19 protein-coding genes are annotated in these 26,245 nt (G+C 68.2%); 6 read left to right on the forward strand and 13 right to left on the reverse strand.

Going from position 1 to position 26,245, the window contains the following annotated elements:
* The 3 genes from ACYX7E_RS18205 to ACYX7E_RS18215 form a co-directional block, all read right to left on the reverse strand.
* The coding region (locus ACYX7E_RS18205; RefSeq protein ID WP_462082029.1) for a hypothetical protein at positions 1 to 296 on the reverse strand (296 nt) is incomplete at its 3' end.
* Between the two features lie 108 nt (positions 297 to 404).
* Positions 405 to 1,355 carry a ribonuclease H-like domain-containing protein gene (locus ACYX7E_RS18210; protein WP_462082030.1) on the reverse strand — a complete coding sequence of 317 codons (951 nt, stop codon included), beginning with the start codon at positions 1,353 to 1,355 and terminating at the stop codon, positions 405 to 407.
* Positions 1,352 to 3,781 carry a DEAD/DEAH box helicase gene (locus ACYX7E_RS18215; RefSeq protein ID WP_462082031.1) on the reverse strand — a complete coding sequence of 810 codons (2,430 nt, stop codon included), beginning with the start codon at positions 3,779 to 3,781 and terminating at the stop codon, positions 1,352 to 1,354. Before ACYX7E_RS18215 ends, ACYX7E_RS18210 begins: the two co-directional genes overlap by 4 nt.
* Positions 3,782 to 4,578: 797 nt before the next feature.
* Between ACYX7E_RS18215 and ACYX7E_RS18220 the strand changes: the two genes are divergently transcribed.
* Positions 4,579 to 10,611 (forward strand): fibronectin type III domain-containing protein, encoded by a 6,033-nt coding sequence (locus ACYX7E_RS18220; RefSeq protein WP_462082032.1) that lies wholly within the window; start codon positions 4,579 to 4,581, stop codon positions 10,609 to 10,611.
* 281 nt (positions 10,612 to 10,892) lie between these two features.
* Positions 10,893 to 12,839 (forward strand): CocE/NonD family hydrolase, encoded by a 1,947-nt coding sequence (locus ACYX7E_RS18225; RefSeq protein ID WP_462082033.1) that lies wholly within the window; start codon positions 10,893 to 10,895, stop codon positions 12,837 to 12,839.
* Between the two features lie 75 nt (positions 12,840 to 12,914).
* On the opposite strand, the gene ACYX7E_RS18230 is transcribed toward ACYX7E_RS18225, so the two are convergent.
* Positions 12,915 to 13,691 (reverse strand): SDR family oxidoreductase, encoded by a 777-nt coding sequence (locus ACYX7E_RS18230; RefSeq protein ID WP_462082034.1) that lies wholly within the window; start codon positions 13,689 to 13,691, stop codon positions 12,915 to 12,917.
* Positions 13,692 to 13,754: 63 nt separating this feature from the next.
* Between ACYX7E_RS18230 and ACYX7E_RS18235 the strand changes: the two genes are divergently transcribed.
* Positions 13,755 to 13,982 (forward strand): hypothetical protein, encoded by a 228-nt coding sequence (locus ACYX7E_RS18235; protein WP_462082035.1) that lies wholly within the window; start codon positions 13,755 to 13,757, stop codon positions 13,980 to 13,982.
* A gap of 73 nt (positions 13,983 to 14,055) precedes the next feature.
* Here ACYX7E_RS18235 and ACYX7E_RS18240 read toward each other — a convergent pair whose 3' ends face one another.
* The 5 genes from ACYX7E_RS18240 to ACYX7E_RS18260 form a co-directional block, all read right to left on the reverse strand.
* Entirely contained in the window at positions 14,056 to 15,219 is a 1,164-nt protein-coding gene (locus tag ACYX7E_RS18240) for a GDSL-type esterase/lipase family protein (protein WP_462082036.1), read from the reverse strand.
* A 66-nt stretch (positions 15,220 to 15,285) separates the two neighbouring features.
* Positions 15,286 to 15,924, reverse strand: a complete 639-nt coding sequence (locus ACYX7E_RS18245; RefSeq protein ID WP_462082037.1) for an RpiB/LacA/LacB family sugar-phosphate isomerase — start codon at positions 15,922 to 15,924, stop codon at positions 15,286 to 15,288.
* A gap of 68 nt (positions 15,925 to 15,992) precedes the next feature.
* Complete coding sequence (kduD, locus tag ACYX7E_RS18250) at positions 15,993 to 16,751, reverse strand: 2-dehydro-3-deoxy-D-gluconate 5-dehydrogenase KduD (RefSeq protein ID WP_462082038.1); 759 nt, start codon at positions 16,749 to 16,751, stop codon at positions 15,993 to 15,995.
* Between the two features lie 53 nt (positions 16,752 to 16,804).
* A complete protein-coding gene (gene kduI / locus ACYX7E_RS18255; RefSeq protein WP_462082039.1) occupies positions 16,805 to 17,653 on the reverse strand; it encodes a 5-dehydro-4-deoxy-D-glucuronate isomerase in 849 nt (282 codons plus the stop codon).
* A gap of 221 nt (positions 17,654 to 17,874) precedes the next feature.
* Positions 17,875 to 18,909 (reverse strand): LacI family DNA-binding transcriptional regulator, encoded by a 1,035-nt coding sequence (locus ACYX7E_RS18260; RefSeq protein ID WP_462082068.1) that lies wholly within the window; start codon positions 18,907 to 18,909, stop codon positions 17,875 to 17,877.
* Positions 18,910 to 19,313: 404 nt separating this feature from the next.
* On the opposite strand from ACYX7E_RS18260, the gene ACYX7E_RS18265 reads away from it, so the two are divergent.
* Positions 19,314 to 20,189, forward strand: coding sequence for a methylglyoxal synthase (locus ACYX7E_RS18265; RefSeq protein WP_462082040.1), 876 nt, complete (start codon positions 19,314 to 19,316; stop codon positions 20,187 to 20,189).
* Between the two features lie 157 nt (positions 20,190 to 20,346).
* Here ACYX7E_RS18265 and ACYX7E_RS18270 read toward each other — a convergent pair whose 3' ends face one another.
* From ACYX7E_RS18270 to ACYX7E_RS18285, 4 genes are read right to left on the reverse strand one after another with little or no spacing between them, the layout of a single operon-like run.
* On the reverse strand, positions 20,347 to 21,630 hold the full coding sequence (locus tag ACYX7E_RS18270; RefSeq protein ID WP_462082041.1) for a TRAP transporter large permease: 1,284 nt from the start codon (positions 21,628 to 21,630) through the stop codon (positions 20,347 to 20,349).
* A gap of 1 nt (position 21,631) precedes the next feature.
* The gene (locus tag ACYX7E_RS18275; protein ID WP_462082042.1) at positions 21,632 to 22,150 is read right to left on the reverse strand and encodes a TRAP transporter small permease; all 519 of its coding nucleotides are present in this window, start codon (positions 22,148 to 22,150) and stop codon (positions 21,632 to 21,634) included.
* A 44-nt stretch (positions 22,151 to 22,194) separates the two neighbouring features.
* A complete protein-coding gene (locus ACYX7E_RS18280) occupies positions 22,195 to 23,190 on the reverse strand; it encodes a TRAP transporter substrate-binding protein (RefSeq protein ID WP_462082043.1) in 996 nt (331 codons plus the stop codon).
* Positions 23,190 to 24,026: a 2-keto-4-pentenoate hydratase gene (locus tag ACYX7E_RS18285; RefSeq protein WP_462082044.1), complete on the reverse strand. Its 837-nt coding sequence runs from the start codon at positions 24,024 to 24,026 to the stop codon at positions 23,190 to 23,192. Before ACYX7E_RS18285 ends, ACYX7E_RS18280 begins: the two co-directional genes overlap by 1 nt.
* On the opposite strand from ACYX7E_RS18285, the gene ACYX7E_RS18290 reads away from it, so the two are divergent.
* A complete protein-coding gene (locus ACYX7E_RS18290; RefSeq protein WP_462082045.1) occupies positions 24,019 to 24,588 on the forward strand; it encodes a hypothetical protein in 570 nt (189 codons plus the stop codon). The genes ACYX7E_RS18285 and ACYX7E_RS18290 overlap by 8 nt on opposite strands.
* Positions 24,585 to 26,204 carry a carboxylesterase/lipase family protein gene (locus tag ACYX7E_RS18295; RefSeq protein WP_462082046.1) on the forward strand — a complete coding sequence of 540 codons (1,620 nt, stop codon included), beginning with the start codon at positions 24,585 to 24,587 and terminating at the stop codon, positions 26,202 to 26,204. Before ACYX7E_RS18290 ends, ACYX7E_RS18295 begins: the two co-directional genes overlap by 4 nt.
* Positions 26,205 to 26,245 lie beyond the last annotated feature (41 nt).

The following is a 26,245-nucleotide window of genomic DNA, read 5'->3' on the forward strand; positions in this document are numbered from 1 at the left end:
TGCTGTACTGGATCTTCCCGCGCCAGCCCCGTCATCACGCCCAGGAACAGACCGTACGACACCGATGTCGCCAGCACCTGTTTCCAGATCGCGCCGGCGGTCGGGTCGGCATTCTCCATGCTCCACCACATCCCCCAGGCCGCCAGCGCAACGGCCAGCGCCAGCGCGGCCAGGTCGAACAGGCGGCGGGCGAGATGCCGGGGCTGGCGCGGGAAGATCCAGTACAGCACCGCCAGCACCACGAACCAGGGCAGGAACAGGATCAGGGCCAGGTTGAATTCGACGACGGGGTTCATGGCGCGCGGCGCGGTGTGGGGATGCGCGCAGCGTATGCCTGTGGCCACCCGCCGATAAGCATCAATTGCGCACGGAAAGACCGGATCAGATCGCATCTGCTCCGGTGTTCAGCCAGGCAGGGACGCCCGCAACGACGCCAGCGCATTGCCGTGGTCGTCGCGCATCGCTTCCAGCACGCCGAACAGGCTGCGCAGGTCCTGTGCGTTGTGCAGCCCGACGCGACGCAGCTTGTCGGCGCTGCCGCCGCGCAGGTAAGCCAGCCACGCGCCCGGGGCCTCGCTGCCGGGCAGGTCGTCCTCGCGCAGCACGCCCAGCAGTTCGCGTTCGACGGTGGCGAGCCTGCAGTTCGCCCAGACGCCGCGATAGCGTCGGCGCACCGGATGCAACAGGTCGATGTGGCGCAGGTCCGGCAGCGGATCGCGCAGCCGCGCAAGCCGGTAGCGCGTCGACAGCAGCGGGCGGTCGTAGCTGCGGCCGTTGTAGCTGAGCAGTACCGTCGTCGGCGACAGCCAGCTGGAGAACGCCCGCAGCATCGCGCTCTCGGCGCCCAGCGTGGTGATGCACAACTGGCGGATGCGCAGGCCGTCGTCACGGACGTCGGCGGCGCCGATCATGAAGGCACGCGTGCCGGTGCCACCCGCCAGTCCGGTGGTCTCGGTATCGAAGGCCAGCAGGTCGCCGCGCTGCGCGGTGTCGTGGCGGATCTCGTGCAGGTCCAGCGACGCATCACGATGCGGCCACGGCGTCCACTGCTCCAGGTAGCGCAGTCCCGGCGCGATCTCCTCGCCGGGCAGCACGCGATCGATCGGCGCCTCAGGACGCTCGACGACAGGCACGCGCAACCGCATCAGCTTGCGCAGCTGGGCCACGATCTCCTCCGGCGAACGCTCGCGGTCGCCGCCGCCCACGCTTGGCCATCGTGGCGTCACAGGTGTGGGGGCTGTCGCCGCCGCATCGCCACCGAGGGCACCGAACGACCGCGCCTGCGGCGTCGCCAGGGCCGTCGTCGTCCCGGCCTGCCCACGCAGCAGGCCAAGCCGTTTCGCCAGTGCGGTCATGCCTGCGCCAGCAAGGCGAGCACACGCGCGGACAGTTGCCTGGGCGTGCGCTGCTGGACTTCCTCGGCCGCCAGGATCGGGCCGACGCAGGCCGGGCAGCCGGCGCGGCAACTGCAGCGGTCGACCAGCTCGATGGCCTGCGCCAGCAGCGCGTCGCGGCGCTCGTACAACGGCGGCGACAATCCGACGCCGCCGGGGTAGTTGTCGTAGAGGTATAGCGTCGGGGCGAAACGGCCGAGCAGCTCGATCGCGGTGCTGGCGCCGTCACCGTCGCGCAACTGGCCACGGCCGCGCGTGTCGGCGGTGGCGAACCAGGTGCCGTCGCCGCTGCCGACGGCCCTCTGCAGGTCGCGGCTCTCGGCCATCACTGCCACCTGGGCAACCAGGTGCAAGGCATACGAGGCGCCCAGGAATCCGTCGAGGGCATCGTGGCGCGCATCGAACGCGACATCCAGCGCGTGCTGCGGCAACCGCCACCAGACTGCGCTGGTATGCAGTTCCTGGTCCGGCAGGTTCACCGGTCCGTAGCCGATGTTCTCGTGGGTGTGGAAGCGGATCTTCTTGTAGCCCGACACGCGGCGCACGACGTGGACTTCGCCCAGGTGCGCGGTACCCTCGCCGGCCTCGGCCTGCTCGGCATCGTCGAGTACCTTGAGCTTGGTGTAGTCGATCGCATCGGTGTAGTAGTCGACGCGGGTACGCGTGACGTAGGCCTTGCGTCCTTCCCAGTCCAGTCGCTCGACCTGGAACGGTTCGGACTGGATCATGTGGATCGCGCCTTCGTACAGCGTCAGCGCCGCGGCCGAGTAATCGACCTCGGCGATGATCGTCTGGCGGCCGTCGGTCCGGTCGACGACGACGAAGTTGCCGTCGGCGACCGCGCGCAGGTTCACCGCCTGCGCGGGATAGCTGTCGGCGATCCACTCCCAGCGATCGCCCTCGTGGTGCAGCACGCCCGATTCGGCCAGCACGTCCAGCCACGGCGCCGGCGCCACCGGGCCGAAGCCGTCGCCATCGACGAACGGCAGTTCGAAGGCGGCGCAGCGGATATGGTCGAGCAGGATCAGCGGCTGGTCGGGCTCGATGCGCGCATGCTCGGGGTTGGCATCGGCGAAGAACTCGGGATGGCGGACCACGTACTGGTCCATCGGCTCGGAGCTAGCGACCAGCACGCCGACCGATGGCTGCTGGCGGCGGCCGGCGCGACCGAAGCGTTGCCACGTCGCCGCGATGCTGCCCGGATAGCCATTGAGCACGACGACATCCAGGCTGCCGATGTCGACGCCCAGTTCCAGCGCCGAGGTGCTGACGATGCCGTCGATGTCGCCTGCACGCATGTCGCGCTCGGCGGCGCGGCGCTCGGTCGGCAGGTAGCCGCCGCGATAGGCGCGGATGCGGCGCGGCTTGCGCGGGTCGTGGTCGAAGACTTCCTTGAGGTACTTGGTCAGCACCTCGACCATCAACCGGGTCTGGCAGAACACCAGGGTCTTGAGTCCGGAGCGGATCGCCAGCCGCGCGATACGGTTGGACTGCGAGCGCGCCGATGCGCGCAGGCCGAGGTCGGGGTTCACGACCGGTGGATTCCACAGCAGGACGTGCTTGTCGCCGCGCGGCGCGCCGCCTTCGAGGATCGCCGCGACGTCTTCGTCCGGCGCTTCGATCAGCGCCTGCCCGTGCGCGCGCGCATTGCCGATCGTCGCCGAGCACAGGATGAACTGCGGACTGACGCCATAGAAGGCGCAGACGCGCTTGAGCCGCCGGATCACGTTGGCCACGTGCGAGCCGAACACCCCGCGATAGGTGTGGATCTCGTCGATGACGACGTAGCGCAGGTTCTCGAAGAACTGCGCCCACTTGGTGTGGTGGGGCAGGATGGCCTGGTGCAGCATGTCCGGATTGCTGACGACGATGTCGCCGCTGACGCGGATCGCCTGGCGCGCATCGCCGGGCGTATCGCCATCAAAGGTCGCCGCGCGCAGGCCCAGTCCACCGGCGGCGTTGAATTCGAGCAGTTCGGCGACCTGGTCCTGTGCCAGCGCCTTGGTCGGAAACAGGTACAAGGCCTTGCTGCGCGCGGTGAGGGCCGCCGACAGCACCGGCAGTGTGTAGCACAGGGATTTCCCCGAGGCGGTTGGTGTCGCGACGACGACATGGCGGCCGGCCTGGGTGGCGGCCCAGGCCTCGGCCTGGTGGCTGTACAGCCGGTCGATGCCACGCGCACGCAACGCCTCGACCAGCGCCGCAGGGACATCGTCGGGCATCGGCGCGTAGCGACCCGGCTGGCCGCGCAGCAGCAGGTTGCCGGTGATGCGCCCGGGATACTTCGCGGCCAGTCGCGCGGCGAGTCGACCGCCATCCACGTGGGGTGAACGCGCGTCGTCGACCGGCAACAGGGCACCCGCACCTCCAGACTGCGACGGCGGCATCGGTTTCAGGATCGCGTTCAGAGCAGACTCCGCATCACGGGAAAAGCCAGATGCTGGAGATGAGACGTCTCATGGGGTGAGACGCGGAATGAGATGCGAGATGAGATGCGGGGGCGTGACGCACTTTCCGGCGCACGCGCTGATCCAGGCACGGCAGTTTTTCGCGTCTTGCGCTTGTCTGCCCGCCGATCCGGCATGGATGCGTCGGTGATGGACGGCTGGCACGGGACCTGCAGGCTCGCGACAAGGGAGCGGTGCTAGACTTCCGCGCCTCGTCGGGTACCCCGTGACCTGTCGTGGTGCCATCGATGAACAGCCCGCCTCGGGGAGGCGGGATATGGCATGAAGTGAAGTGACGTCATCTCGGGGGGAAACAGATCCGGACCTCCATCGCCTCCGCGTGACGCGGTGGGGCGAAGGTGTGTGCGGGATACAGACAGCAGGGCGCTTGCGACATCGGCCTCTCCGGGCAGGTGACCGTCCGCGCTCGTTTTCGAAACAAGCAAGGGTGCCTCGCAGGCGCCGCACGCAAGGATTCAGGGGATCCAGGGATGACCATCACGCACCGGCCCGCAGCCGCCGCACGCCGTTGCCTGCACGGACCTGCCGTTTTCAACGGCAACGTCCCGTCGCCACGACACGTCGCACCGATCGACGCCCGCCCGCCATGCGCAACGCCATGGCCGGCCACCTATCGCCATACCACCACAAACCCTTCCCCGGAGCGCGCGCAGCGACGCCCGGCCTTCAACGCTGATATCCACTTCGATGCTCGGGTTCCAATGAAAGCCAACGCCATGCCACGTCTCCCCTCCGCTGCCGCGCGACGCGGCAACGCCTTCATGCGCATGGCCTGCGTCCTGCTGCTGGCAACGGTCGCGACACTGACGCCGGCCTACGCCGCGCCGACGACATTGACGTTCTCCAACGACACGGGACTGGGCGACGGCACCGCATCTGACGGCGACGGCGGATCGGCCAGCATCCCCGGCATCACCATCAACGTCGTCAATATCCTCGACGTCGCAGGCACCAGCGCGGGGGTCATTCACTGGCGCGACCCCGGATTCATGTTCAGTGCCGACGCCTCCTATTCGGGACTGACCTACGACGACGGCGCCAACACCCCGATGAGAGGCATGGCCATCCGCTCAGCCGGTGGAGAAGAGTTCAAGCTGACTACGTTCCGGTACTACAACTGGGGCGAAACGATCTCGACCACCATCAGCGTGGTCGGCTACCGGGACGGCGCACAGGTCGCTTCCATGACGTTCGAGGGCTACAACCCTTCCGCTGAACCGAGCACCATCTCACTGGCAGCGTTCCCGGACTTCGGCAATGTCGATGACGTCAGGCTGTTCCAGTCTGCCGGCGGCACCACGGGCGACGCGGGCAGCTTCCATTCCCTGAACAACATCGTCATCGACGACGCCGTGGTGCCCGACACCACGCCGCCGACCATCACGTCGATCAATTCCAGCACCGCCAACGGCACCTACAAGATCGGCGACGTGATTGCCGTCCAGATCAACTTCAGCGAGAACGTCGTGGTCACCGGCACCCCGCGGTTGACACTGGAAACCGGCGCCACCGACCGCGCGGTCAACTACACCAGCGGCAGCGGCACCAGCACGCTGAGCTTCAACTACACCGTGCAGGCTGGCGACGCCACGGCCGACCTGGATTACGTCGCCACCAGCGCACTGGCGCTCAATGGCGGCACGATCCGCGACGCCGCCGGCAACAGCGCGATCCTGACGCTGGCATCGCCGGGTGCGGCCAACTCGCTGGGCGCCAACAAGAACCTGGTCATCGACGGCATCGTGCCGACGGTGTCCTCGGTCAATGCGTCGACAGCCAACGGTACCTACAAGGTCGGCGACGTGATCAGCCTGCAGATCGCGTTCAGCGAGACGGTCACCGTCACCGGTACGCCGCAGCTGACGCTGGAAACCGGCGCCACCGACCGCGCGGTCAACTACACCAGCGGCAGCGGCACCAGCACGCTGAGCTTCAACTACACCGTGCAGGCCGGCGACAGCTCCGCCGACCTGGATTACGCCGGCACCTCGTCGCTGACCCTGAATGGCGGCACCCTCCGCGACGCCGCCGGCAACAACGCGACATTGACGCTGGCCACGCCGGGCACCGCCAACTCGCTGGGCGCCAACAAGGCCCTCGTGATCGACGGTGTCATGCCTTCGGTCGCCAGCATCACCGTGACAGGATCGCCGGCCTCCAGCGCTACAACGGTGAGCTTCACCGTCGTCTTCAGCGAGTCCGTCAGCAACGTGTCCACCGATGACTTCGCCCTGGCCACGACCGGCAGTGCGAGCGGCAGCGTCACCAGCGTCTCCGGATCCGGAACGACATTCAATGTCACGGTGAACGCCATCAGCGGCGTCGGCACCCTCAAGCTCAACCTCAACGCCTCTACCAACATCACCGATGCCGCCGGCAATGCGGGACCGGCGGCATACACCAGCGGCAGTACGCACTCGGTCGCCATCCCGACCGCGCCAGGCGCCCCCACGATCGGCACCGCCACCGCAGGCGACGGCCAGGTCAGCGTCACCTTCACCGCACCGGCCAGCAATGGCGGTGCGGCGATCACCACCTACATCGCCACCGCCAGCCCGGGCGGCGCCTTCGGCACCTGTGCCGGCCCAGCGGCATGCACCGCAACCGTGACCGGACTGAACAACGGCACCGCGTACTCGTTCACCGTGACCGCGACCAACGCCATCGGTACCAGCCCGGCATCGAGCGCCTCCAACCTGGCAACGCCGAAGGGCCAACAGACCATCACCTTCGCGAACCCTGGTGCGCAGAACTTCGGGACCGCGCCGACACTGACTGCGATCGCCACCTCCGCCCTGCCGGTCACGTTCTCTTCGGTGACGACCGGCGTCTGCACGATCACTTCGGACGGTACGCTGGGCTTCGTCACCGCGGGCACCTGCACCATCGATGCCGACCAGGCCGGCGACACCACGTTCAACGCCGCGACCACGATCACGCAAACGTTCACCGTCAACGCGGTGACGCCCGCCGCACCGACCATCGGTACCGCGACCGCGGGAGACACCGAGGCCACGATCACTTTCACGGCACCTGCCAGCAGCGGCGGCAATGCGATCAGCGGGTATACCGTGACCGCCAGTCCAGGGGGCGCGACCGCGACCGGGAGCAGTTCCCCGATCACCGTAACCGGGCTGACCAACGGCGTTGCCTACACCTTCACCGTGACCGCGGACAACGCGGCCGGAACCGGCGCGGCCTCGGCCGCGAGCAACGCGATCACGCCAGCCTCGCCCCAGACCATCACCTTCGGCAATCCCGGCACGCAGAACTTCGGGACCACGCCCACGCTGACCGCAAGTTCAAGCGCAGGTGGCAGCTACCCGATCGGCTTCACATCATCAACAACCGGCGTCTGCACCACCACAGCCGGTGGTGCGCTGACCTTCGTCAGCGCCGGCAGCTGTACCATCAACGCCAACCAGGCCGGCGACACCAGCTACCTGGCGGCTCAGCAGGTCAGCCAGACCTTCACCGTCGCCGCAGTGTCGCCGGGCGCGCCGACCGCCGTGACCGCGACCGCGGGAGACACCCAGGCGTCGATCTCGTTCACGGCGCCCACCTCTACCGGTGGCGCGCCGATCACCAGCTATACGGTCACATCGAGCCCGGATGGCCTTACCGCCGACGGCAGCGGCTCGCCGATCGTCGTGACCGGCCTGACCAACGGCATCGCCTACACGTTCACCGTCACCGCGACCAACGTTGCAGGTACCGGCAGCATGTCGTCCTCCTCCAACCCGATCTACACCGCAGCGTCGCAGACCATCACCTTCGCCGCGCCGGGTGCGCAGAACTTCGGCACGACGCCGACCTTCACTGCGACCTCCGATTCCGGACTGACGCCGGTGTTCACGTCGTCGACCACCGCGGTCTGCACGATCACCAGCAGCGGCGTACTGAGCTTCGTCGCTGCCGGCGCCTGCACCATCCATGCCGACCAGCCCGGCAATGGCAGTTACCTGCCAGCCCAACAGGTCACGCACACCTTCGCCGTCAATGCGGTCCTTCCGGGCGCCCCCTCCAATCCGGTCGCCACCCTCGACACCCCCGGCGCGGTCAGCGTGAGTTTCGATGCGCCCACGTCCAGCGGTGGAACGGCGATCACCAGCTACACCGTGACCTCGCTTCCAGGAGGACTGACCGGCACCGGCGCAGCGTCGCCGATCGTCGTCAGCGGACTGTCGCCCGGCACCTCGTACACGTTCACCGTGCGCGCCATCAATCCGGTCGGCGGCGGTGCGTCGTCGATCGCGTCCAACGCACTGACGCCTGCTCCCGCGCTGGTAGCATCAGCGGTCAGCGCCAACGTGCCCTACGCGGCCGCCGCCACGGCGATCACGCTGGACATCATCGGCACGCCGACATCGGTGGCGGTCGCCAGCACGCCCGCACATGGCACAGCCATCGCGACCGGCACCACGATCACTTACCAGCCTGCGCCCGGCTACGCCGGCGCCGACAGCTTCAGCTACACCGCCACCGATGCCTACACGACGTCGGCCGCGGCCACGGTCAGCATCACCGTGCAGGCGCCAGCGATCACGCTCGACAATGCAAGCCTTGCCGATGCGGTCGGTGGCAGCGTCTACCAGCAGCAGCTCATCGCCAGCGGCGGCACGGCGCCCTACACGATGCAGTTGATCTCGGGAACGCTGCCGGCAGGACTGACGCTGGCCAGCGATGGCGAGTTGTCCGGCACGCCCACGGCCGCGGGCAGTTTCAACCTGACGTTGCGCGCCACCGACAGCAGCACCGGCACCGGTCCGTTCTCGGTCGATCGCGCCTACACGTTGACGGTGGCCGCTCCACAGATCGAACTGCAGCAGGACAGCGTGCGCCCCGCCAGCCATGGCACGGCCTACGACCAGACCCTGCAGGCCTCTGGTGGCACGGCGCCCTACACGTTCACGCTGGTCTCCGGTGCGCTGCCGGCCGGTATGAGCCTGAGCACAGACGGCAAGCTGTCCGGTCAGCCGACGCAGGCCGGCAGCTATGCGTTCACGCTGCAGGTCAGCGATGCCAACGGCTTCAGCGCCAACCAGGCCACCACGCTGGTGGTGGAACGCGCGGCCCAGGTCATCGCCGAGTTCGTCACCCTCCCGGCGACGCCCGTCTACGTCCCCAATGGCAGCTTCGAGGTGTCGGCAAGCGGCGGGACTTCAACGATGCCGCTAGTCTTTGCAGCCACCACGCCCGCCGTCTGCCAGGTCACCGGCGCCCGCGTGACGATGCTGGCGGCAGGCCTGTGCCGACTGACCGCCGACCAGGCCGGCGACGACAACTACAGCGCCGCCGCGCAGGCCGTACTGGAGGTGACGATCGCCGCGGCAACACCGGTGCTGCAATGGCCCGAAGAACTGCAGAAGATCTTCGGCGAAGCGGCCTTCGACCTGCCCGAACCACAGAGCAACAGCGAGGGCAGTTTCAGCTACAGCAGCGACAATCCGCGGGTCGCCACCGTCAACGGCCGCACCGTGACCCTGGTCGGCGCCGGCACCGCGACCCTGGTCGCGACGCAGGCCGCGGCGGGCGGTTTCGCCGACGCCAGCGTGCAGATGCGCCTGGTCGTCACCGACCGTCCCGACCCCACACTCGACGCGGAAGTCGTGGCCGGACTGCAGGCGCAGGTCGATGCCAGCATCCGCTTCGCGGCCGCGCAGCAGGGCAATATCCGCGATCGCCTGCGCCAGATCCGCAACGGCAACAACGCGTCCAGCAATGCGCTGTCGCTGAACTATGCCGGTGACGAACGCATCCCGGGCATGGCGCTGCCGGTCGGGCAGGCCGTCGGCTCGCGCTGGCCGGCGGTGCGCAACGGTTGGGGCATCTGGATGGCCGGCACCGTGAACTTCGGCAAGAGCGGTGGCGGACGCAAATACGATTTCCAGAGCGATGGCGTCACCGTCGGTGCCGACCGCGCCCTCGGCGAACACGCGCTGATCGGTATCGCCGGCAGCGTTGCACGACAGGACAGCGATGCCTCCGGTTCGCCGTCGAGCGTCAAGGCCGACCAGCGATCGCTCGCGGTCTACGGCCTCTGGGGCGCCGGCAGGCACGTGTTCGTCGACGGCATGCTGGCGTACGGCCAGCTCGACTTCGACCTCGTGCGCTGGAGCGATCCGGCCGGCCGCGCCGCCGCCGCGCAACGCGACGGCGACCAGGTCTTCGGATCGCTGACGCTGGGCTACGAGCACCGCAACGACAAGGGCCTGTCGCTGACCGGCTACGGCCGCCTCGACGGCAGCCGCACGACGCTGGATGCCTACCGGGAACGCGGACTGGGCCTCTACGACCTGGTCTATCGGAACCAGGAGGTGCAGAACACCGCGCTGGCGATCGGTGTGGAAGGCAGCTTCGTGTTCGGCGAACTGTCGGCGCGCTACCGCCCGTTCTGGAACGTGGAATACGCGCAGGCCCTGGAAAACCAGGGCATGGCGCGCATCAACTACGTCCAGCAGTCGGCGCTCAACGACTACGGCCTGCGCCTGCGCAGCTATTACGACGACCGCCTGTCGATCAGCGCCGGCATGGACATCAAGCTCGACGCGGGCTGGCTGTTTTCGTTCAAGCTCGGCCACGAGCAGGGCCGCAACGCGACCCGCGCCAACAGCATCGGCCTGTCGATTTCGTATGGCTCGGGTGGATCCGCCGCAGGCGCGGCGCGCACGACCCTGGCCGATCCCGAGAACGGGCTGGCCGACGAAGAGCGCCAGTGCCGCGGCGGCCAGTGCCGACGCACGCGCTGACGCGTCAGGCCACGACGTCAGGCAGGCGGGCCGATCCTCGATCGGCCTGCCTGCTGCGGGGAACGCGTTCGCAGCGGCTCGCGCGGGGCGCTTGATGGCGTAGCCCGCGCGCGTTCCGCCAACCTCTTTCCGGCACGCGCAACGCGGACAGCGACCGCGCACGCCACACCGGCGTCAGCGGCCGCGAAAAAATGACGTTCGGCGCAGGCCGTGCCGGTGCATTTGGCAAGCCCAGCGCGGTCGTGCCTACAATCCAGCGCCTTCGCCTCTGGAATCCCGGCATGTCTGTGACCCACGCAACGTCCCTGCGGGCGACCCGGAAATGGGCCCCGCCCCACCTGCTGGCGCTGTGCCTGTTCGCGCTGAGCGTCATGGCAATGCACCTGCTGCCGGGGTCGGCCCAGGCTGTCGTGCGCCAAGCGGCACCGGACGACGACTTCGTGTTGATCGAGGAGATGGTGCCGATGCGCGATGGCGAACGCCTGCGCACCTTCATCGTGGCCCCGAAGCAGATCACACGTTCCCTGCCGATCCTGCTGCAGCGCACGCCGTATCGCGCCGCGTCCAAGTTGAAGACGCTGCACCAGCCGAAACTGCAGTCGTTGCTGGGCACCAGCCTGGCCGAACTCGAGGGCTACATCTTCGTCTTCCAGGACATCCGTGGACGCCACGGTTCCAGCGGCGACTTCGTGCTGCAACGCCCGGTGCGCGGCGCGTTCAACACCAGCGCCACCGACGAGACCACCGATGCCTGGGACACCATCGACTGGCTGGTCAAGCACGTCGACCACAACAATGGCCGCGTCGGCATCTACGGCACCTCCTACGATGGCTGGACCAGCCTGATGGCGCTGATCGATCCGCACCCGGCGCTGAAGGTGGCGGTACCGGTCAATCCGGCGGTGGATTTCTGGATGGGCGACGACTGGTTCCACAACGGCGCGTTCCGCCCGGCCTATGCCTTCGAGTACGTGCATGCGCTCGAAACCGATCTCAGTGCATGGAGCCCGTTCCCGTTCGACCGTTACGACACCTACGACTGGTGGCTGCGTGCCGGCTCGCCGACCGCGATCGGCCGTCGTTATTTCGATCCCGCGCGTCACAAATACTGGACCACGCTGACACAGCACCCGACCTACGACAGCTACTGGCAGAACAGCGCGCTGGACAAGGCGCTGGTCGCGAGCAAGGGCCGGCAGGTGCCTACGATGCACGTGCATGGCTGGTTCGACCAGGAAGACCTCTACGGCGCACCGGCCGCGTACGCCGCGCTGGAGCCGCGCGACCGCCGCAACGACAGCAACTTCCTGGTCGCCGGCCCGTGGGCGCATGGTCAGAACTGGGCCAGCGGCGACCGCCTCGGCAACATGGCCTGGAACGAAGACACCGCGCTGCGCTGGCGCCAGGACATGCTGGCGCCGTTCCTCGCGCATTACCTGAAGGACGCGCCCGCCCATCGGCTGGCGCCGGTCACGGTGTTCAACACCGGCTCGCGTCGCTGGGAGCGGCTGGAGCACTGGCCGCGCGCCGAGGACACGCGTCCGCGCGCACTGTTCCTGCAGCCCGACCTCGCGACCGGCTGGACCGCACCGGTCGCGGCCGACGGCAGCACGCAGGACTTCGTCTCCGATCCGGCCAAGCCGGTGCCGTACCAGCCGCGGCCGATCCGCCGCATCTATGACGACGACCTCGGCTATGCCGCATGGCGCAGCTGGCTGGTCGGCGACCAGCGTTTCGTCGACGGACGGCCCGACGTCCTGACCTTCGTCGGCGAGCCGCTGACCGATGCGGTGACCGTGCGCGGCACCGTGACCGCGACGCTGTTCGCCGAGACCGATGGCAGCGATGCCGACTGGGTCGTCAAGCTGATCGATGTCTTCCCCGACCAGGATCCGCAGGAGCCGACGATGAGCGGCTACCAGCTGATGATCTCCGGCGACATCCTGCGCGGCCGTTACCGCGAGGGTTTCGAGCAGGCGCGCCCGGTCGCGGCCGGCCAGGCGCTGGAGTACGCATTCCGGCTGCCGCAGGTCAACCACACCTTCCGTCAGGGCCACCGGATCATGGTGCAGGTCCAGAGCAGCTGGTTCCCGCTCTACGACCGCAATCCGCAGGCCTTCATCCCGAGCATCATGGACGTCGAGCCGGGCCAGTACCGCAAGGCGACGCACCGCATCCACACCAGCCGCACGCATCCCTCCCGGATCGAACTGCAGGTCGCGCACTGACGCCGCCTTGATGGGCGTGGGCTGGCGGCATGGCGATGCGAGGCCGCCAGTGACCTGCCACGCTGGCGACCGGCGTCAGAACCCGTAGCGCAGAAAGCCACCATCGACGGCGATGCATTCGCCGGTGACGTAGCTGCTGGCCGGCAGGCACAGGAAGGCGACCGCCGCGGCGACTTCCTCGGGCTCGCCGATGCGACCCATCGGCGTGCGCATCAGCACTTCATCGAGGTAGTCGGGATCCGACAACGGACCCGATGTGCGCCGCGTGCGGATGTACCAGGGTGCGACCGCATTGACGCGCACGCCGTCCTCGGCCCACTCGACCGCGAGGTTGCGGGTCATCTGGTGCATCGCCGCCTTGCTCATGCCATACGGCGCGCCGCTGCGGACATGGGTCAGTCCGGACACGCTGCCGACGTTGACGATGCACGAGGCCGCATGCTGCACCAGCAGCGGATGCGCGTAGCGCGACAGTTCGAAGGCGCTGAACAGGTTGACCTCGAAGACCTCGCGCCACTCGTCCTCGGTGTAGTCGTTAGCGGGCTTGGTGGCATTGCCGCCGGCGTTGTTGACCAGGATGTTGAGGCCATCGCCCTGGTCCTCGATCCAGTCGAGGATCTCGCGCCGCTGCTCCTCGTCGGCGACGTCGCCGACCAGTGCGCGGATGTCGCCCTTCGGAAACTCCTCGGCCAGTTCGTCGCGCGCCGATTCCAGCGCATCGCCGTTGCGGGCGACGATCAGCACGCGCGCGCCGAAGCCCAGCAGTTCGCGCGCGATCGCGCGGCCGATCCCGGCGCTGCCGCCGGTCACCAGTGCAAGCTGTCCGTCCAGCCGCCAGCGGTGTGGATCCATGTGTCATGCCTCGATATCAGGACTGGCGTAGCATAGCGCCGGGCCCAACCGAGTGCCGCCGCCATGCGTCCGATCCTGTTCATCGCCCCCGCACTGCTGCTGTTCGCCGCCTGCCAGCCGCCGAAGCCGCCACCGACCGAGCAGCCCCCCGAACCGCAGGCCGCGCAGCCGCAGGCCACGCAATTGCACGATGCGATGCGGGCGCCGCTGGACCAGGCCAGGGCCGCCGAAGCCGCATTGAAGGAGACCGTCGACAAGCAGCGCGCCGACCTCGAGGCCGCCGGCGGCTGAGACCGCCTGCGACGCGTCGATGCGTGCGAGGTGTGCGGCGGTGCGTGCCGGGCGTTTCCGGTGTGCACCGCGCTCAGCGCTGCGGACGCTGGTAGACGATGTAGAGCACCAGATCCTCGTGGCCCTGCTGCACCAGCGCGTGGCGATCGCCATTGCGGGTCAGGATGGCGTCGCCGGGACCGACCTCGCGGACCTCGTCGTTGAGGGTCAGCACGCCACGACCCGACAGCACGTAGTAGATCTCGTCCTTGTCGTTGACGTGGTCGCCGATGGTCGCGCCCGGATGCATCGCGCGCTTGCGGAAGATCAGGTCGAAGCCGGTGGCATCGGCGAAAAACGGATACGCGGTGGTCGTGCCTTCGCCGTCATGCGGCCCGGGTTGTTCGATCGCGATGTCGCGTTCGTTGACGACCACCGATGGCGACACCGGCGTCGGCGTGCGCGCCGTCAGCGCGATGCAGTCGTCGCGCCCGACCGCGCCCACCGGGGCCGCCGGATCAGCGGCCTTCCAGGCCGATGCCAGCAGGCAGGCGACCGCGGTCGCGCCGTCTTCGTTGAAATGGGTGTCGTCGGCCTGCTGCTGCGCCGGCACGTGCATGTAGTACGGCCTGGACGCGTCGTCGCCGAGCGCGCGCAGCCAGTCCATCGAGCTGTCGTTGAGGTCGACCAGCAGCACGTCTTCGCGCTCGGCCAGGTCGCGCATGGCCTGCGGGTAGGCGCCGTGCGTGTCGAGCAGTTGCCCATGGTCGAAGATGCGTCGCGCCACCGGCGTCACCAGCACCGGCGTGGCGCCGCGCTCGCGTGCCAGCGTTACATAACGCATCAGCCATTGCGGATAGGCCTGCCGCGGTTCGTTGTAGCGGGCGGGATCTTCGCGCCTGGCGTCGTTGTGGCCGAACTGGATCAGCAGCACGTCGCCCGCGGACAGCTCATTGGCGATGCCATCCAGCCAGCCCTGTTCGATGAAGCTGCGGGCGCTGCGCCCGCTCCTGGCATGGTTGCGCACGTCCCAGCCGTCGCCGAGCCGGGCACCGAGCTTCTGTCCCCAGCCGGTCCTGGGCGCGCGCTCGGCCGGATACTCGCTGGCGGTGGAGTCGCCCGCGATGAACACGTGGCGCGTGGCGGGACCGGCCGCGCCATGGACGGCGCTGCGCGCAGCGGCGTCGGCAGCGGCACTGCCCGCGCCCGCGATGACCGCGAGCAGCAGCAGGCATGAGGCAAGACGCGGGATCGACATGGCCGTGGACTCCTTGGACCGTCCCCTCTTCCGTGCGGACAGAGGGGACGCAAGCACCGCGCCGGCTTACTTGCCGAGCACGCCGCTGACGAACGCGCGGATCTCGTCATCCTGCGCATTGTCGAAAAACGCCTTCTGGAAACGCTCGCCGCCGATGGCCTGCTTCAGCAGCTCGGGATCGAGCGCGCGCAGGCCGTCGATGTAGGCCTTCGACGAGGCCAGCTTGACCTGCGCCAGGATGCCCGCATTGGCGACCTGCGACTCGCGGCGCTCGGCCGGATAGCCCTGGCCGCGCTCGCCGCTGAAGGCCTTCTCGAAGATGTAGCGGACATTGATTTCCGCGCCCCAGCCGAAGCCCTTGGCGAACGGCAGCGCCAGCGCGTTGCCGTTGTTGACCTGGGCGAACAGGAAGGCATCGGTCGGGTCGATGCAGTAGCCGCAGAACACGCCCGGCCATGCATTGAGCGACATCATCGCGCCCTGGCCGGTACCGCAGCCGGCGACGACGAAATCGACCGCCTTCGCATTCAACAGCAGGCTGGCGACGATGCCCAGGTGGATGTAGGTCAGGCGGTGGTCGTTGTCGCCGTCCATGCCTACGTTGAATACTTGGTGGCCCTGCGCGCCGGCCACGTCGTTGAGCTGCTGCAGGATCACCGGGTTCTTGGCGGCCTGGCTGAACTCCTGCATCAAAGCGATTTTCATGACATCTCTCTTTACGTTTGCGAATGGAAAAGGAAGCGTTGCCGGGTAGGCTCACGCGCGGCCGCGGCTCAGCGCGCGAGCCAGCCGCCGTCGACCGGGATCACCGCGCCGTTGACGTAGTCCGACGCGCTGCTGGACAGGAACACCGCCGTGCCGCCGAGGTCCGACGGCTCGCCCCAGCGCGCGGCCGGGATGCGGTCGAGGATCGCCTTGTTGCGGTCTTCGTCGGCGCGCAGCTGCGCGGTGTTGTCGGTCGCCATGTAGCCGGGCGCGATCGCATTGACGGTGACGCCCTTGCTGGCCCACTCGTTGGCCAGCAGGCGGGTGATGCCGGCGATGCCGGACTTGCTGGCGGTGTACGACGGCACGCGGATGCCGCCCTGGAACGACAGCATCGACGCGATGTTGATGATCTTGCCGCGGCCCTGGGCGATGAAATGCCTGCCCGCGGCCTGCGACATGAAGAACGCGGACTTGATGTTGACGTTCATGACGTCGTCCCAGTCCTTCTCGCTGAAGTCCACCGCATCGGCGCGGCGGATCAGGCCGGCGTTGTTGACCAGGATGTCCAGCCCGCCCAGGCCGTCGACGGCTTCCTGCACCACGCGCGTGACCGGATCGATGGTGATCAGGTTGGCCTCGATGTTGAGGAAGCGGCGACCCAGTGCGCGCACCTTTTCGGCGGTATCGTCGGCCGGCACGATGCCGGCACCGGCGATGTCGGCACCCGCGGCGGCGAGCGCCAGCGCGATGCCCTGGCCCAGGCCGGTGTTGGCACCGGTCACCAGCGCGATCTTGCCTTCTAGGCTGAATGGATTGGTCGCCATCTGATTCTCCTTGTTGGAAACGTTCTGATTGGCGCGACGCGCGCCGGTGGTGATCACTTGAGCTGGCAGATATCCAGCACGTGCATGTCGGTGTAGTCGAGGTTCTCGCCGCCCATCGCCCAGATGAAACTGTAGTTGCGGGTGCCGGCGCCCATGTGGATCGACCACGGCGGCGAGATCACCGCCTCGTTGTCGCGCACGACGATGTGGCGCTGCGCATCGGGCTCGCCCATGAAGTGGTAGACGCGGTCGTTGTCGCCCAGGCCGAAGTAGAAATACGCTTCGGAACGGCGGTCGTGCAGGTGCGGCGGCATCGTGTTCCAGACGCTGCCCGGCTTCAGCACGGTCAGGCCCAGCAACAGCTGCGACGACGCGCAGGTCGCGGGCACGATGTACTGGTGGATCGTACGCTCGTTGCTGGTTTCCAGCGCGCCGCGCTCCAGGGCCACGGTGTCCTCGATGGCGATCTTCCTGGTCTCGAAGCGCGCATGCGCCGGCGTCGACACCAGGTAGTAGCGCGCAGGCGTCGCGGCGTCATCGCTGGCGAACGCGACCTCGGCGCTGCCCATCGCGACATACAGTCCGTCGTTGGGGGCGAGCACATGCACGACGCCATCGACGGTGACCGTGCCGGCGCCCGCGCCGACATTGATCACGCCCAGCTCGCGGCGCTCCAGGAAGGGCTTGCCCTCCGCCGATGCGGGCTCGGTCTGCCGGGGCAGGGACAACGGCGCCGAGCGCGGCGCGGCACCGCCGAGCACCATGCGCTCGTAGTGGGTATAGGCCAGGCGCAGCGCGTCATCGACGAACAGGCCGTCGAACAGGTACAGATCGCGCAACTGGTCGTTGCCGATGTCCTGCATCACGCCCGGATGGGTCGCGTAATAGGTCTTGTAGTACATGGCGGACTCCGTGAAGGCGCAGGTGCGGTGCGACGTGGCGGGACCGGAGCAACCGGCCGGCGACGGTAGCCCGGACGGCACCTGCCGGATGTTGGCAACGACGGGACTCGGGCACGACAAGCGGGGACGGCGCCATTCTAGGGGTTTTGGTAACCGGTGTCATACTGCACTGCGCCAAACCGCGCCGGGCGCGTTGCCCGGACGGTCGGGACCTCAGGACATCAGGACTCCGGCGGCTGGCAGGAGTCGCGCACGATCAGGTGCGGGCGCACGCTGGACATCTGCCGGGGCGCATCCTCGGGCTGAAGCAGCATCGCCGCCGAGATCCGGCCGGTATCGCGGGTATCGCGGCGCACTGAGGTCAACGGCGGCCACAGCCGCGACGCCAGCGGACTGTCGTCGTAACCCACCACCGACAGTTCGCGCGGCACGTTGATGCCGGCGCGCAGCGCGACGCGGTAGACGCCGGCGGCCATCTCGTCGTTGCCGCAGAAGATCGCAGTCGGGCGCTTCTTCGACGACAGCAGCTTCTCGGCAGCGGCGACACCGGACTCGAAGGTGTAACCGGCCTCGACCACGCGCGCCTTCGGCAGCTCGATGCCGCGACGCTGCAGCGCCCCAAGGAAGCCCTGGGTACGCTCGATCGACGAGCGGTAATCGCGCGGACCTGTAATCAGTGCGATGTCGCGATGTCCGAGCGTCTGCAGGTAATCGGCCACTTCGGCAGCGCCGTCATGGTCGTGGGTGACCACCATGCGCTCGGGGTTGTCCATCGACACCGCCGCGATGCGCACGTAGCGGCAGCCGATGTCGGCCAGCATGTCGGCCAGCGCCTGGTCCTCGGAGACGCGCGGCACCAGCATCACGCCATGCAGCTTCTGCTGCTGCACGAACCGGCGCACGCCGTCGATGTAACCCGGGCTGCGGCTGTCGCAGGGATGCACGACCAGCTCGAAGCCGGAATTGCGCAGCGTGTCGAGCGCGCCGTACTGCATGTTGACGATGAACTGCGCGGTCGGATTGTCGTAGACCATGCCGATCAGGAACGAGCGCCGGAAGGCCAGGCCGCGCGCCATGGGATCGGGCGTGTAGCCGACCTCCTGCATCAGCGCCTCGACCTTCTCGCGGGTGTCCTGGCGGACCAACGGCGACCGGTTGATGATCCGTGAGACCGTCTTCTTGGACACGCCTGCCAAGCGGGCAATGTCGTTGATGGTCGCGGCCTTGCTGATGCCGCTGCGGGTGCGTCCTGCCACTACTCGGGTGGCGGTATCGTCCGCCAGTTCCGGCTTGTCTGCTGCTTTCCTGGTCATGGGCGGGATTGTATCCATAAGGCCTCTGCGCAGGGTCCCGAAGCAACGCCCGCTGCACGCTCGACAGACGGGAGGACGGGCAAGGACCTTGTCTTCGGCGCAGCGTGGCTCGACGCGGCACGGGAGCAGACGGAAACGGACATCGGGGATCTCGGGCTGGGGTGGCGCAAAGGTGCCCACCGGAAAATGACACCGATGGTCAATACACTGTAGCAGTGCAGGCGACCCGCGGCATTCCGCATCGCAGCAGTCGTCGTACCTCGCCGTCATCGACCCCGCGCAGCTTGCTATCCTTCGACGCCCGGTCCACGCATACAGGACCAGACACCTGCCCAGGCGGAGAGCGGATGCGGATCGGACTGGCGGCAAACCGGCGACACCACGGCACTCCCGATGCAGCGCTGTTCCGCTGGCTGCGCGCCAGCGAGGCCGGCATCCGCGAGCTGCAGCTGGGCCTGCACGCGGTCGGGCGTACGCATGACGCGATCCGTGCCCAGGCCCTGCTGGCCGACTATCCGCAACTGCGCGGCTATCCCTACGGCCGCGATGGCGGCCTGATGAAGCTGGTCGCCGAAGTCGTCGGACTCGGGCCGGGGCGCACGCTCAATGGCGCGGTCTACCTGATCGATCCGGTCGATCCGTCGTCGATCTTCCCCGAAGCGCAGGCCCTGAAGCGACAGTGCGTGATCCATGGCAAGCCGTTCCTGTCGACGGTGGCCTCGGCGCGCGACTGGATCGAGAACGAGCGCGTGCATGCCGGCCTGCCGTCCGACCCGGGCGCCGACGACCTGCATGCGTTCGCGACGCAGACGCTGGCGTTGATCGCGCACGACGCGATGAAGCCGCAGATGCTGGCCTTCGCCGACACCCATTTCGAGCTGCTGTCGCGCTTCGCAACGCGCGTGGCCACCGGCACCACCGGACAGCGCCTCAACGAACTGGCCTGGACGCGGGGCTGGCCGCGCGACCGGTCGTGGACCGAGCGCTACCAGAGCGGGCCGATGGGCGGCGACGCGCAGATCGCCGACCTGGTCCTCGAACAGCGCTGCCATCGCGTGGTGTTCTTCGAAGACCCGCACGTCGCGCGCCAGCACGAAGCCGACATCCAGCTGCTGGAGCGGGCGGTGACCACGGTGACCGACCACGCGGTCTGCATGACCTCGCCGCAGGTGGCGCATCGCTGGGCCCAGGCCGCCGTGCTGCGGTGTCCGCAGGCGGACTGATTCAGATGGCTTGATCCAGGCTGCCCGCCGCACAAGGCGGCCCGCCATTGGATGCGCCCGGGTCATCGGGGTGCGAGGTACCGCCCTTCGTATCAGCCTTGGGGCGATGCGCCCGTCGGGTCACCATCCGGTCCCGTGACGACCGGCCCCGTCAGCATCAGGCACGCAGCAGTTTCGGCAGCCACAGCGACAGTTCCGGGAAGAACGTCACCACCAGCAGCACGCCGAGGCCGGCGAACCAGAACGGCCAGATCGTGCGCATGCTTTCGCCGACGCTGATCTTGCCGATCGAGGTGCCGATGAACAGCACCGAGCCCACCGGCGGCGTGACCAGGCCCAGGCCACCGGTCAGCACCAGCACCAGGCCGAAATGGATCGGATCGATACCGTAGGCGCGCGCGACCGGCAGGAAGATCGGCGTGCAGATCAGGATCATCGGCGCCAGGTCCATGAAGGTGCCCAGCAGCAGCAACATCACCACGATCATCAGCAGCACCATGAACTGGCTGTGCGCGAACGACTGCAGGAACTCGACGGCTGCCGCAGGCACCTGCAGGTAGGCCAGCAACCAGCCGAACACCGACGCGGTGGCGATGACGAACAGGATCACGCCGGTGCTGCGCGCGGCATGCACCACGGTCTCGATGAACTCCCGCAGCCGCAGCTGCCGGTAGAGCACGATCGTCACCAGCAACGCATACACCACCGCGATCGCCGCGCTCTCGACGGCGGTGAAGATGCCGGCGCGGATGCCGATGAAGATCAGCGCCACCAGGCCCAGGCCCGGCAATGCTGACACCAGGCGCACCAGCACCGCGCGCCAGCCCGGGAAGACTTCCACGCCATAACCGCGTTTGCGGGCCACCACGTAGCCGGTGATCATCAGCGCGACCGTCATCAGCAGCGCGGGCACGATACCGGCCGCGAACAGGTCGGCGATCGACAGACCGCCACCGGCCGCCGCCGAGAACAGGATCAGGTTGTGCGACGGCGGCACGAGGAGTGCGACGAGCGCAGCCGTGATGCTGACGTTGACGGCGAAATCGCGGTCGTAGCCGCGCTTGACCATCTGCGGGATCATCGTGCCGCCAACGGCCGACACGTCGGCGATCGCCGAGCCCGACACGCCGCCGAAGAACAGCGACGACAGAATCGACACCTGGCCCAGTCCGCCGCGCATGCGTCCGACCAGCGACGACGCCAGCGAGATCAGGCGCTCGGATATGCCGCCGCGCATCATGATTTCGCCGGCAAAGATGAACAGCGGAATCGCGATCAGCGACGCCGACCCGGTACCCGCCGAGATCTGCTGGACCATGACGATCGTCGGCAGGTCGAGGTACAGCAGCGCGGCCAACGCTGCGGCGGCCAGCGCGAATGCCACCGGCACGCCGATGATCAGCAGGGCGGCAAACACGAGGAACAGGAGGGTGATGGCCATGTCAGTGGGCTCCCTGTGTCTGCATCCGGCCCAGCACCAGCGCGAATCGATTCAACGAGAACAGCACCATCAGGGCGCCGCCCAGCGACAGCGGCAGGTAGTTGATGCTCTGCGGCAGGTTGGCCCCCGCAGTCTTGATGTGCAGGCCGTCGAACAGCAGCACGACGCTCCAGTAGGCGATCACCGCGCCGATCGACGCGATCACCAGCGGCACCAGCAGGTCGATCGCCTTGCGCACGCCCGGACGGACATGGTCGTGCAGCAGGAAGAAGCCGAAATGGCGGTTGGTATGCACGCCGGCGGCGGCACCCAGACTCATCGACGCGCTCAGCAGCAGCAGCGTGACCGGCTCGGTCCAGCTCGGCGAGTCGTTGATGACGTAGCGCGCGAACACCTGCCATCCCTGTACTACCACAAGCCCCAGCAGGGCGGTCGCGGCGAGGCCGATGACGATGTTGGCGACCAGGTCCAGCGCACGTTGCGCGACGCTGGCAGGAGGGGCGGCGATAGGGTCTGACATCGAGGATTCCGTTGGTCGGGCGAGGCTAGCGCGGCGGTGACCGCTCAGGCGAGGTCGCGGATGCGGCGATACAGGGTCTGGATCTCGGACTGGCGCAGGTACTGCTCGCGCAGCGGTTCGGCGGCCTTGCGGAACGCCGGCATGTCGACCTCGTTGGTCTTGACGCCGTAATCGAGCACGGCCTGGCGGGCCGCGCCTTCCGACGCGTCCCACTGCTCGCGCATCACTGCCACCGATGCGCGCGCGGTGTCCAGCAGCAGCTGGCGGTCGTCCGCAAGCAACGCGTCCAGCGACTGGCGGGACATCAGCAGGATGTCGGGCGCGTACGAGTGATCGCTCTGCGACCAGTAATGTGCGGCCTCGAAGTGGCGGCTGGAGTGGAAGCTGCGCATGTTGTTCTCGGCACCATCGATCATGTGCGTCTCCATGCCCGAGAACGTGTCGCCCAGCGACATCGGCGTCGGGTTGGCGCCGAGCAGGCGCATCAGCTGGATGAACATGTCCGACGAGGCGACGCGCAGTTTCAGCCCGGCCAGGTCGGCCGGCGACACGATCGGGTGCTTGGTGTTGTAGAAGCAGCGCGCACCGCTGTCGTAGACTGCCAGGCCGACCAGCCCGCGAGCTTCGAACCCCTTGAGCACGGCGTCGGCGACGCCGCCATCGAGTGCATGGCGCATGTGCGCCACCGAGTCGAACACATACGGCAGGCACAACGCGCGCGTCAGCGGAAACGCGTTGTTCAAGGCCCCGCCGTAGACGCGGGTGATGTCGATCGCGCCGAAGCGCGCCATGTCGATGGCTTCCGACTCGCGTCCCAGCTGCCCGGAGTGGTACTGGCGCAGGCGGACGCGGCCGTTGGTCTCGCGCGCCATCGTCTGGCCGATCCATTCCACCGCGGCCACGGTCGGATAATCCTTGACGTGTACGTCGGTGGCGGTCAGCACGTGGCTGTCGTCCTGCGCGCGCAGCGACAGCGACGCCAGTGGCGCCGCGCACAGGGCGCCGACACCGGCCGCCAGCAATCGACGACGACCGTTCATCAGCCCTGCTCCCCGGCCGCCACCGCGACCGCCGTGATCTCGCCGAAGCCCTCGAACGCCACGCGAGCGCGCTGCCCGGGCGTGATGTCGTGGATGCCGGTCGCGTTGCCGGTGGCGATCAGGTCGCCGGCCTTCAGCGGACGCCCGCGCCGCGCCGAACGCGACAGCGCGAACGCATACGCGGCCAGCAGGCCGCCCGGCAGCGTGGTCGCGCCACCGCTGCCGACGAGCTGGTCATCGATATAGCTGCGCGCGATCAGGTCCACTTCCGGGATCGTATGCCAGTCCGGGATTTCCTTGCCCAGGATCAGGCCGTTGTTGTTGCCGAAATCCGACACCACGACGCGCGGACCGAGGACGTTGATGGTCGCCAACGGACTGCTGGCCACCTCGACGCCCAGGTACAGCGATGCCGGCAGTTGTGCGGCCTCTTCCGGCGTCCAGTCGGACTTGCCGGCGGGCGCATCGGCATGCAGGCGCAGCACGTACTCGGCTTCGATCGCACCGAATCCGCCCACGAAGACCGGGAACGAATGCGCCTCTTCGGCGGCCTGCAGGTTGCGGTGGAAGATCGGCCCCAGCAACCGGTCGTCGCCGGACGCGTCGCGCTTCTCGGCCGCGATGTAGCCGACCTTCCAGCCCACCACCGTGTCGTTCCAGCCGGCGATCGCCTGGTCCTGGATGCGGTAGGCCGTGGCCAGGTCGGCCGGGATCTCGGCCGGGAAGTCGGCAAGAAAGCTGCCCTGCCGGCGCGCGCGCAGGAAGCTCTCGACGATCGTGTCGGCGGCCTCGCCCGGCGCTGCCTGTGGGGGGGGGTTGTGGGTGTCGATGCTCAACTGGATCTCCCTGGCGATCGATGCTGCGTTGCAGAAAGCGGATGACTGGAATGTCTTGTATGGTAAACCGGTGTCATTTTCAATGTGCAGTGCGGCAAAAATCACCATCTACCGCGATTGCAGCCCGACCCGCCGCTGGAGGCCCCGCCGCATGCCGATCACCGATCGCCCTCCCCAGACTGTCCACTGGAACCGCGACAGTGCCTGCCGCATCGGCGCGTCGACGACCACAGCGAACGTTGCCGGCATGGATGGATTCGCCTTGAAAACACGGATTTCCATGCCGATCCACGGCGAGCGCGCAGGGCGCATCCGCGACACGCAGGCGACAAGTACCTCCGCGCCTTCGCTGCACTGCACCACCGGTCGTCACGCTGTCGACAGCCGGTCGATGCCTGCTCCCCAGGGCGTCCGCCTGCCTGCTCGCGACCGATGCACCGTCCGCGCGACCCGTCCGTTCCGGCATCCGGATGACCAGCGCTGGACAAGCCATCGGCATCGTGTCTTTTCGGGCCCGCGCCGGGCCCATTCAATCATCGTCGCGAGCACCTCGTCGCCATGACCGATCGCCGCGAATTCCTGCAGTGGGCCGCACTCGGCACCGCCGGCCTGACGGTTGCCGGCGCGCCCTGGGCTACGGCGGTCGCGGCCGCCGCGTCGCCCCGCCATGTCGTCGCCAATACCCGCAGTGGTCGCATCGGTGGCGTCGTCGAGGATGGCGTGCAGGTGTTCCTTGGCATCCCCTACGGCAGCGACACCGCGCCACGTCGCTTCCAGCCGGCGCTGCAGGAGGCGGGCTGGCGCGGCGTGCGCGATGCCCTCGCCTACGGCTCCCCCGCGCCGCAGCGCGGCAACGACGGTGCAAACAGGGAGCGCCCGAGCAGCGAAGACTGCCTGTTCCTCAATGTCTGGACGCCCGCCGTCGGCGACCGGGCGCGCCGACCGGTCCTGTTCTACATCCACGGCGGCGGCTACAACAATGGCTCCGGCAGCGATCCGCTGTACGACGGCGGCGAACTGTGCCGGCATGGCGATGTCGTCGTGGTGACCGTCAACCATCGGCTCAACGCCTTCGGTTACCTTTACCTGCGCGACCTGGGCGATGCCACACTGGCGCAATCGGGCAATGTCGGCCAGCTCGATCTGGTACAGGCCCTGCAGTGGTTGCGGCAGCATGCGCAGGCCTTCGGTGGGGACCCGGACAACGTCACCGTCTTCGGCCAGTCCGGCGGCGGCGCGAAGATCGCCACATTGATGGCGATGCCGGCCGCGCGCGGCCTGTTCCATCGTGCGTGGACGATGAGCGGACAGCAGGTCACCGCCGCCGGCCCGCGCGCGGCGACGCAGCGCGCACAGATCTATCTCGGCGCACTGGGCCTGACGGCCGGCGACGTCGATCGCCTGCGCACATTGCCGATGCAGCAACTGCTCGACGCGCAGTCGGTGCGCGACCCGTCGCGCGTCGAGGACAGCGCGCTGTATTTCGGGCCGGTCGTCGATACCGTGGTGCTGCCGCGGCATCCGTTCTGGCCCGACGCCCCGCCGCAGTCCGCCGACATCCCGATGGTCATCGGCAATACCCGCGACGAGACGCGCGCCTTCCTCGGCAACGACCCGGACAACTTCACGCTGACCTGGCAGACGCTGCCAGAGCGGTTGCGTAGGCAGCAGTTCGTCGACATCGATCCGCAGATGATCATCGACGGCTATCGCCGGCTGTATCCGGATAGCACGCCGTCCGAGGTCTTCTTCGCGGCGACGACGGCCGGGCGCTCCTGGCGCGGCGCGGTCGAGGAACTCGAAGCGCGTGCGCGACAGGGCCGCAACACCTGGGCCTACCAGCTCGACTGGCATCCCCGCGGCGAAGAGGGCGATCGCCTGCGTGCCTTCCACGCGCTCGACATCCCGCTGGTATTCGGCAACGTCGCGCATCCCGACGCACGCACCGGCCACGGTCCCGAGGCGCAACGTGTCGCCTCCACGATGCGCGACGCCCTGCTGGCGTTCGCCCGTCATGGCGACCCGCGCAGCGGCGCCACCGCCGGCTGGTCGCCGTATTCGCTGGCAAGGCGCGAGACCATGGTGTTCGCCGACACCGCGCGCATGGAGGACGATCCGCGTGGCGGCGAGAGAGCGCTCTACCAGCAGGCGCCGTTCCTGCAGCGCGGAACGCAGTAGCCCCGTCCTCCACTGCGCGCCTGCTCCACTGCATGCCTGCC

Source organism: Luteimonas sp. RIT-PG2_3 (assembly GCF_054902115.1).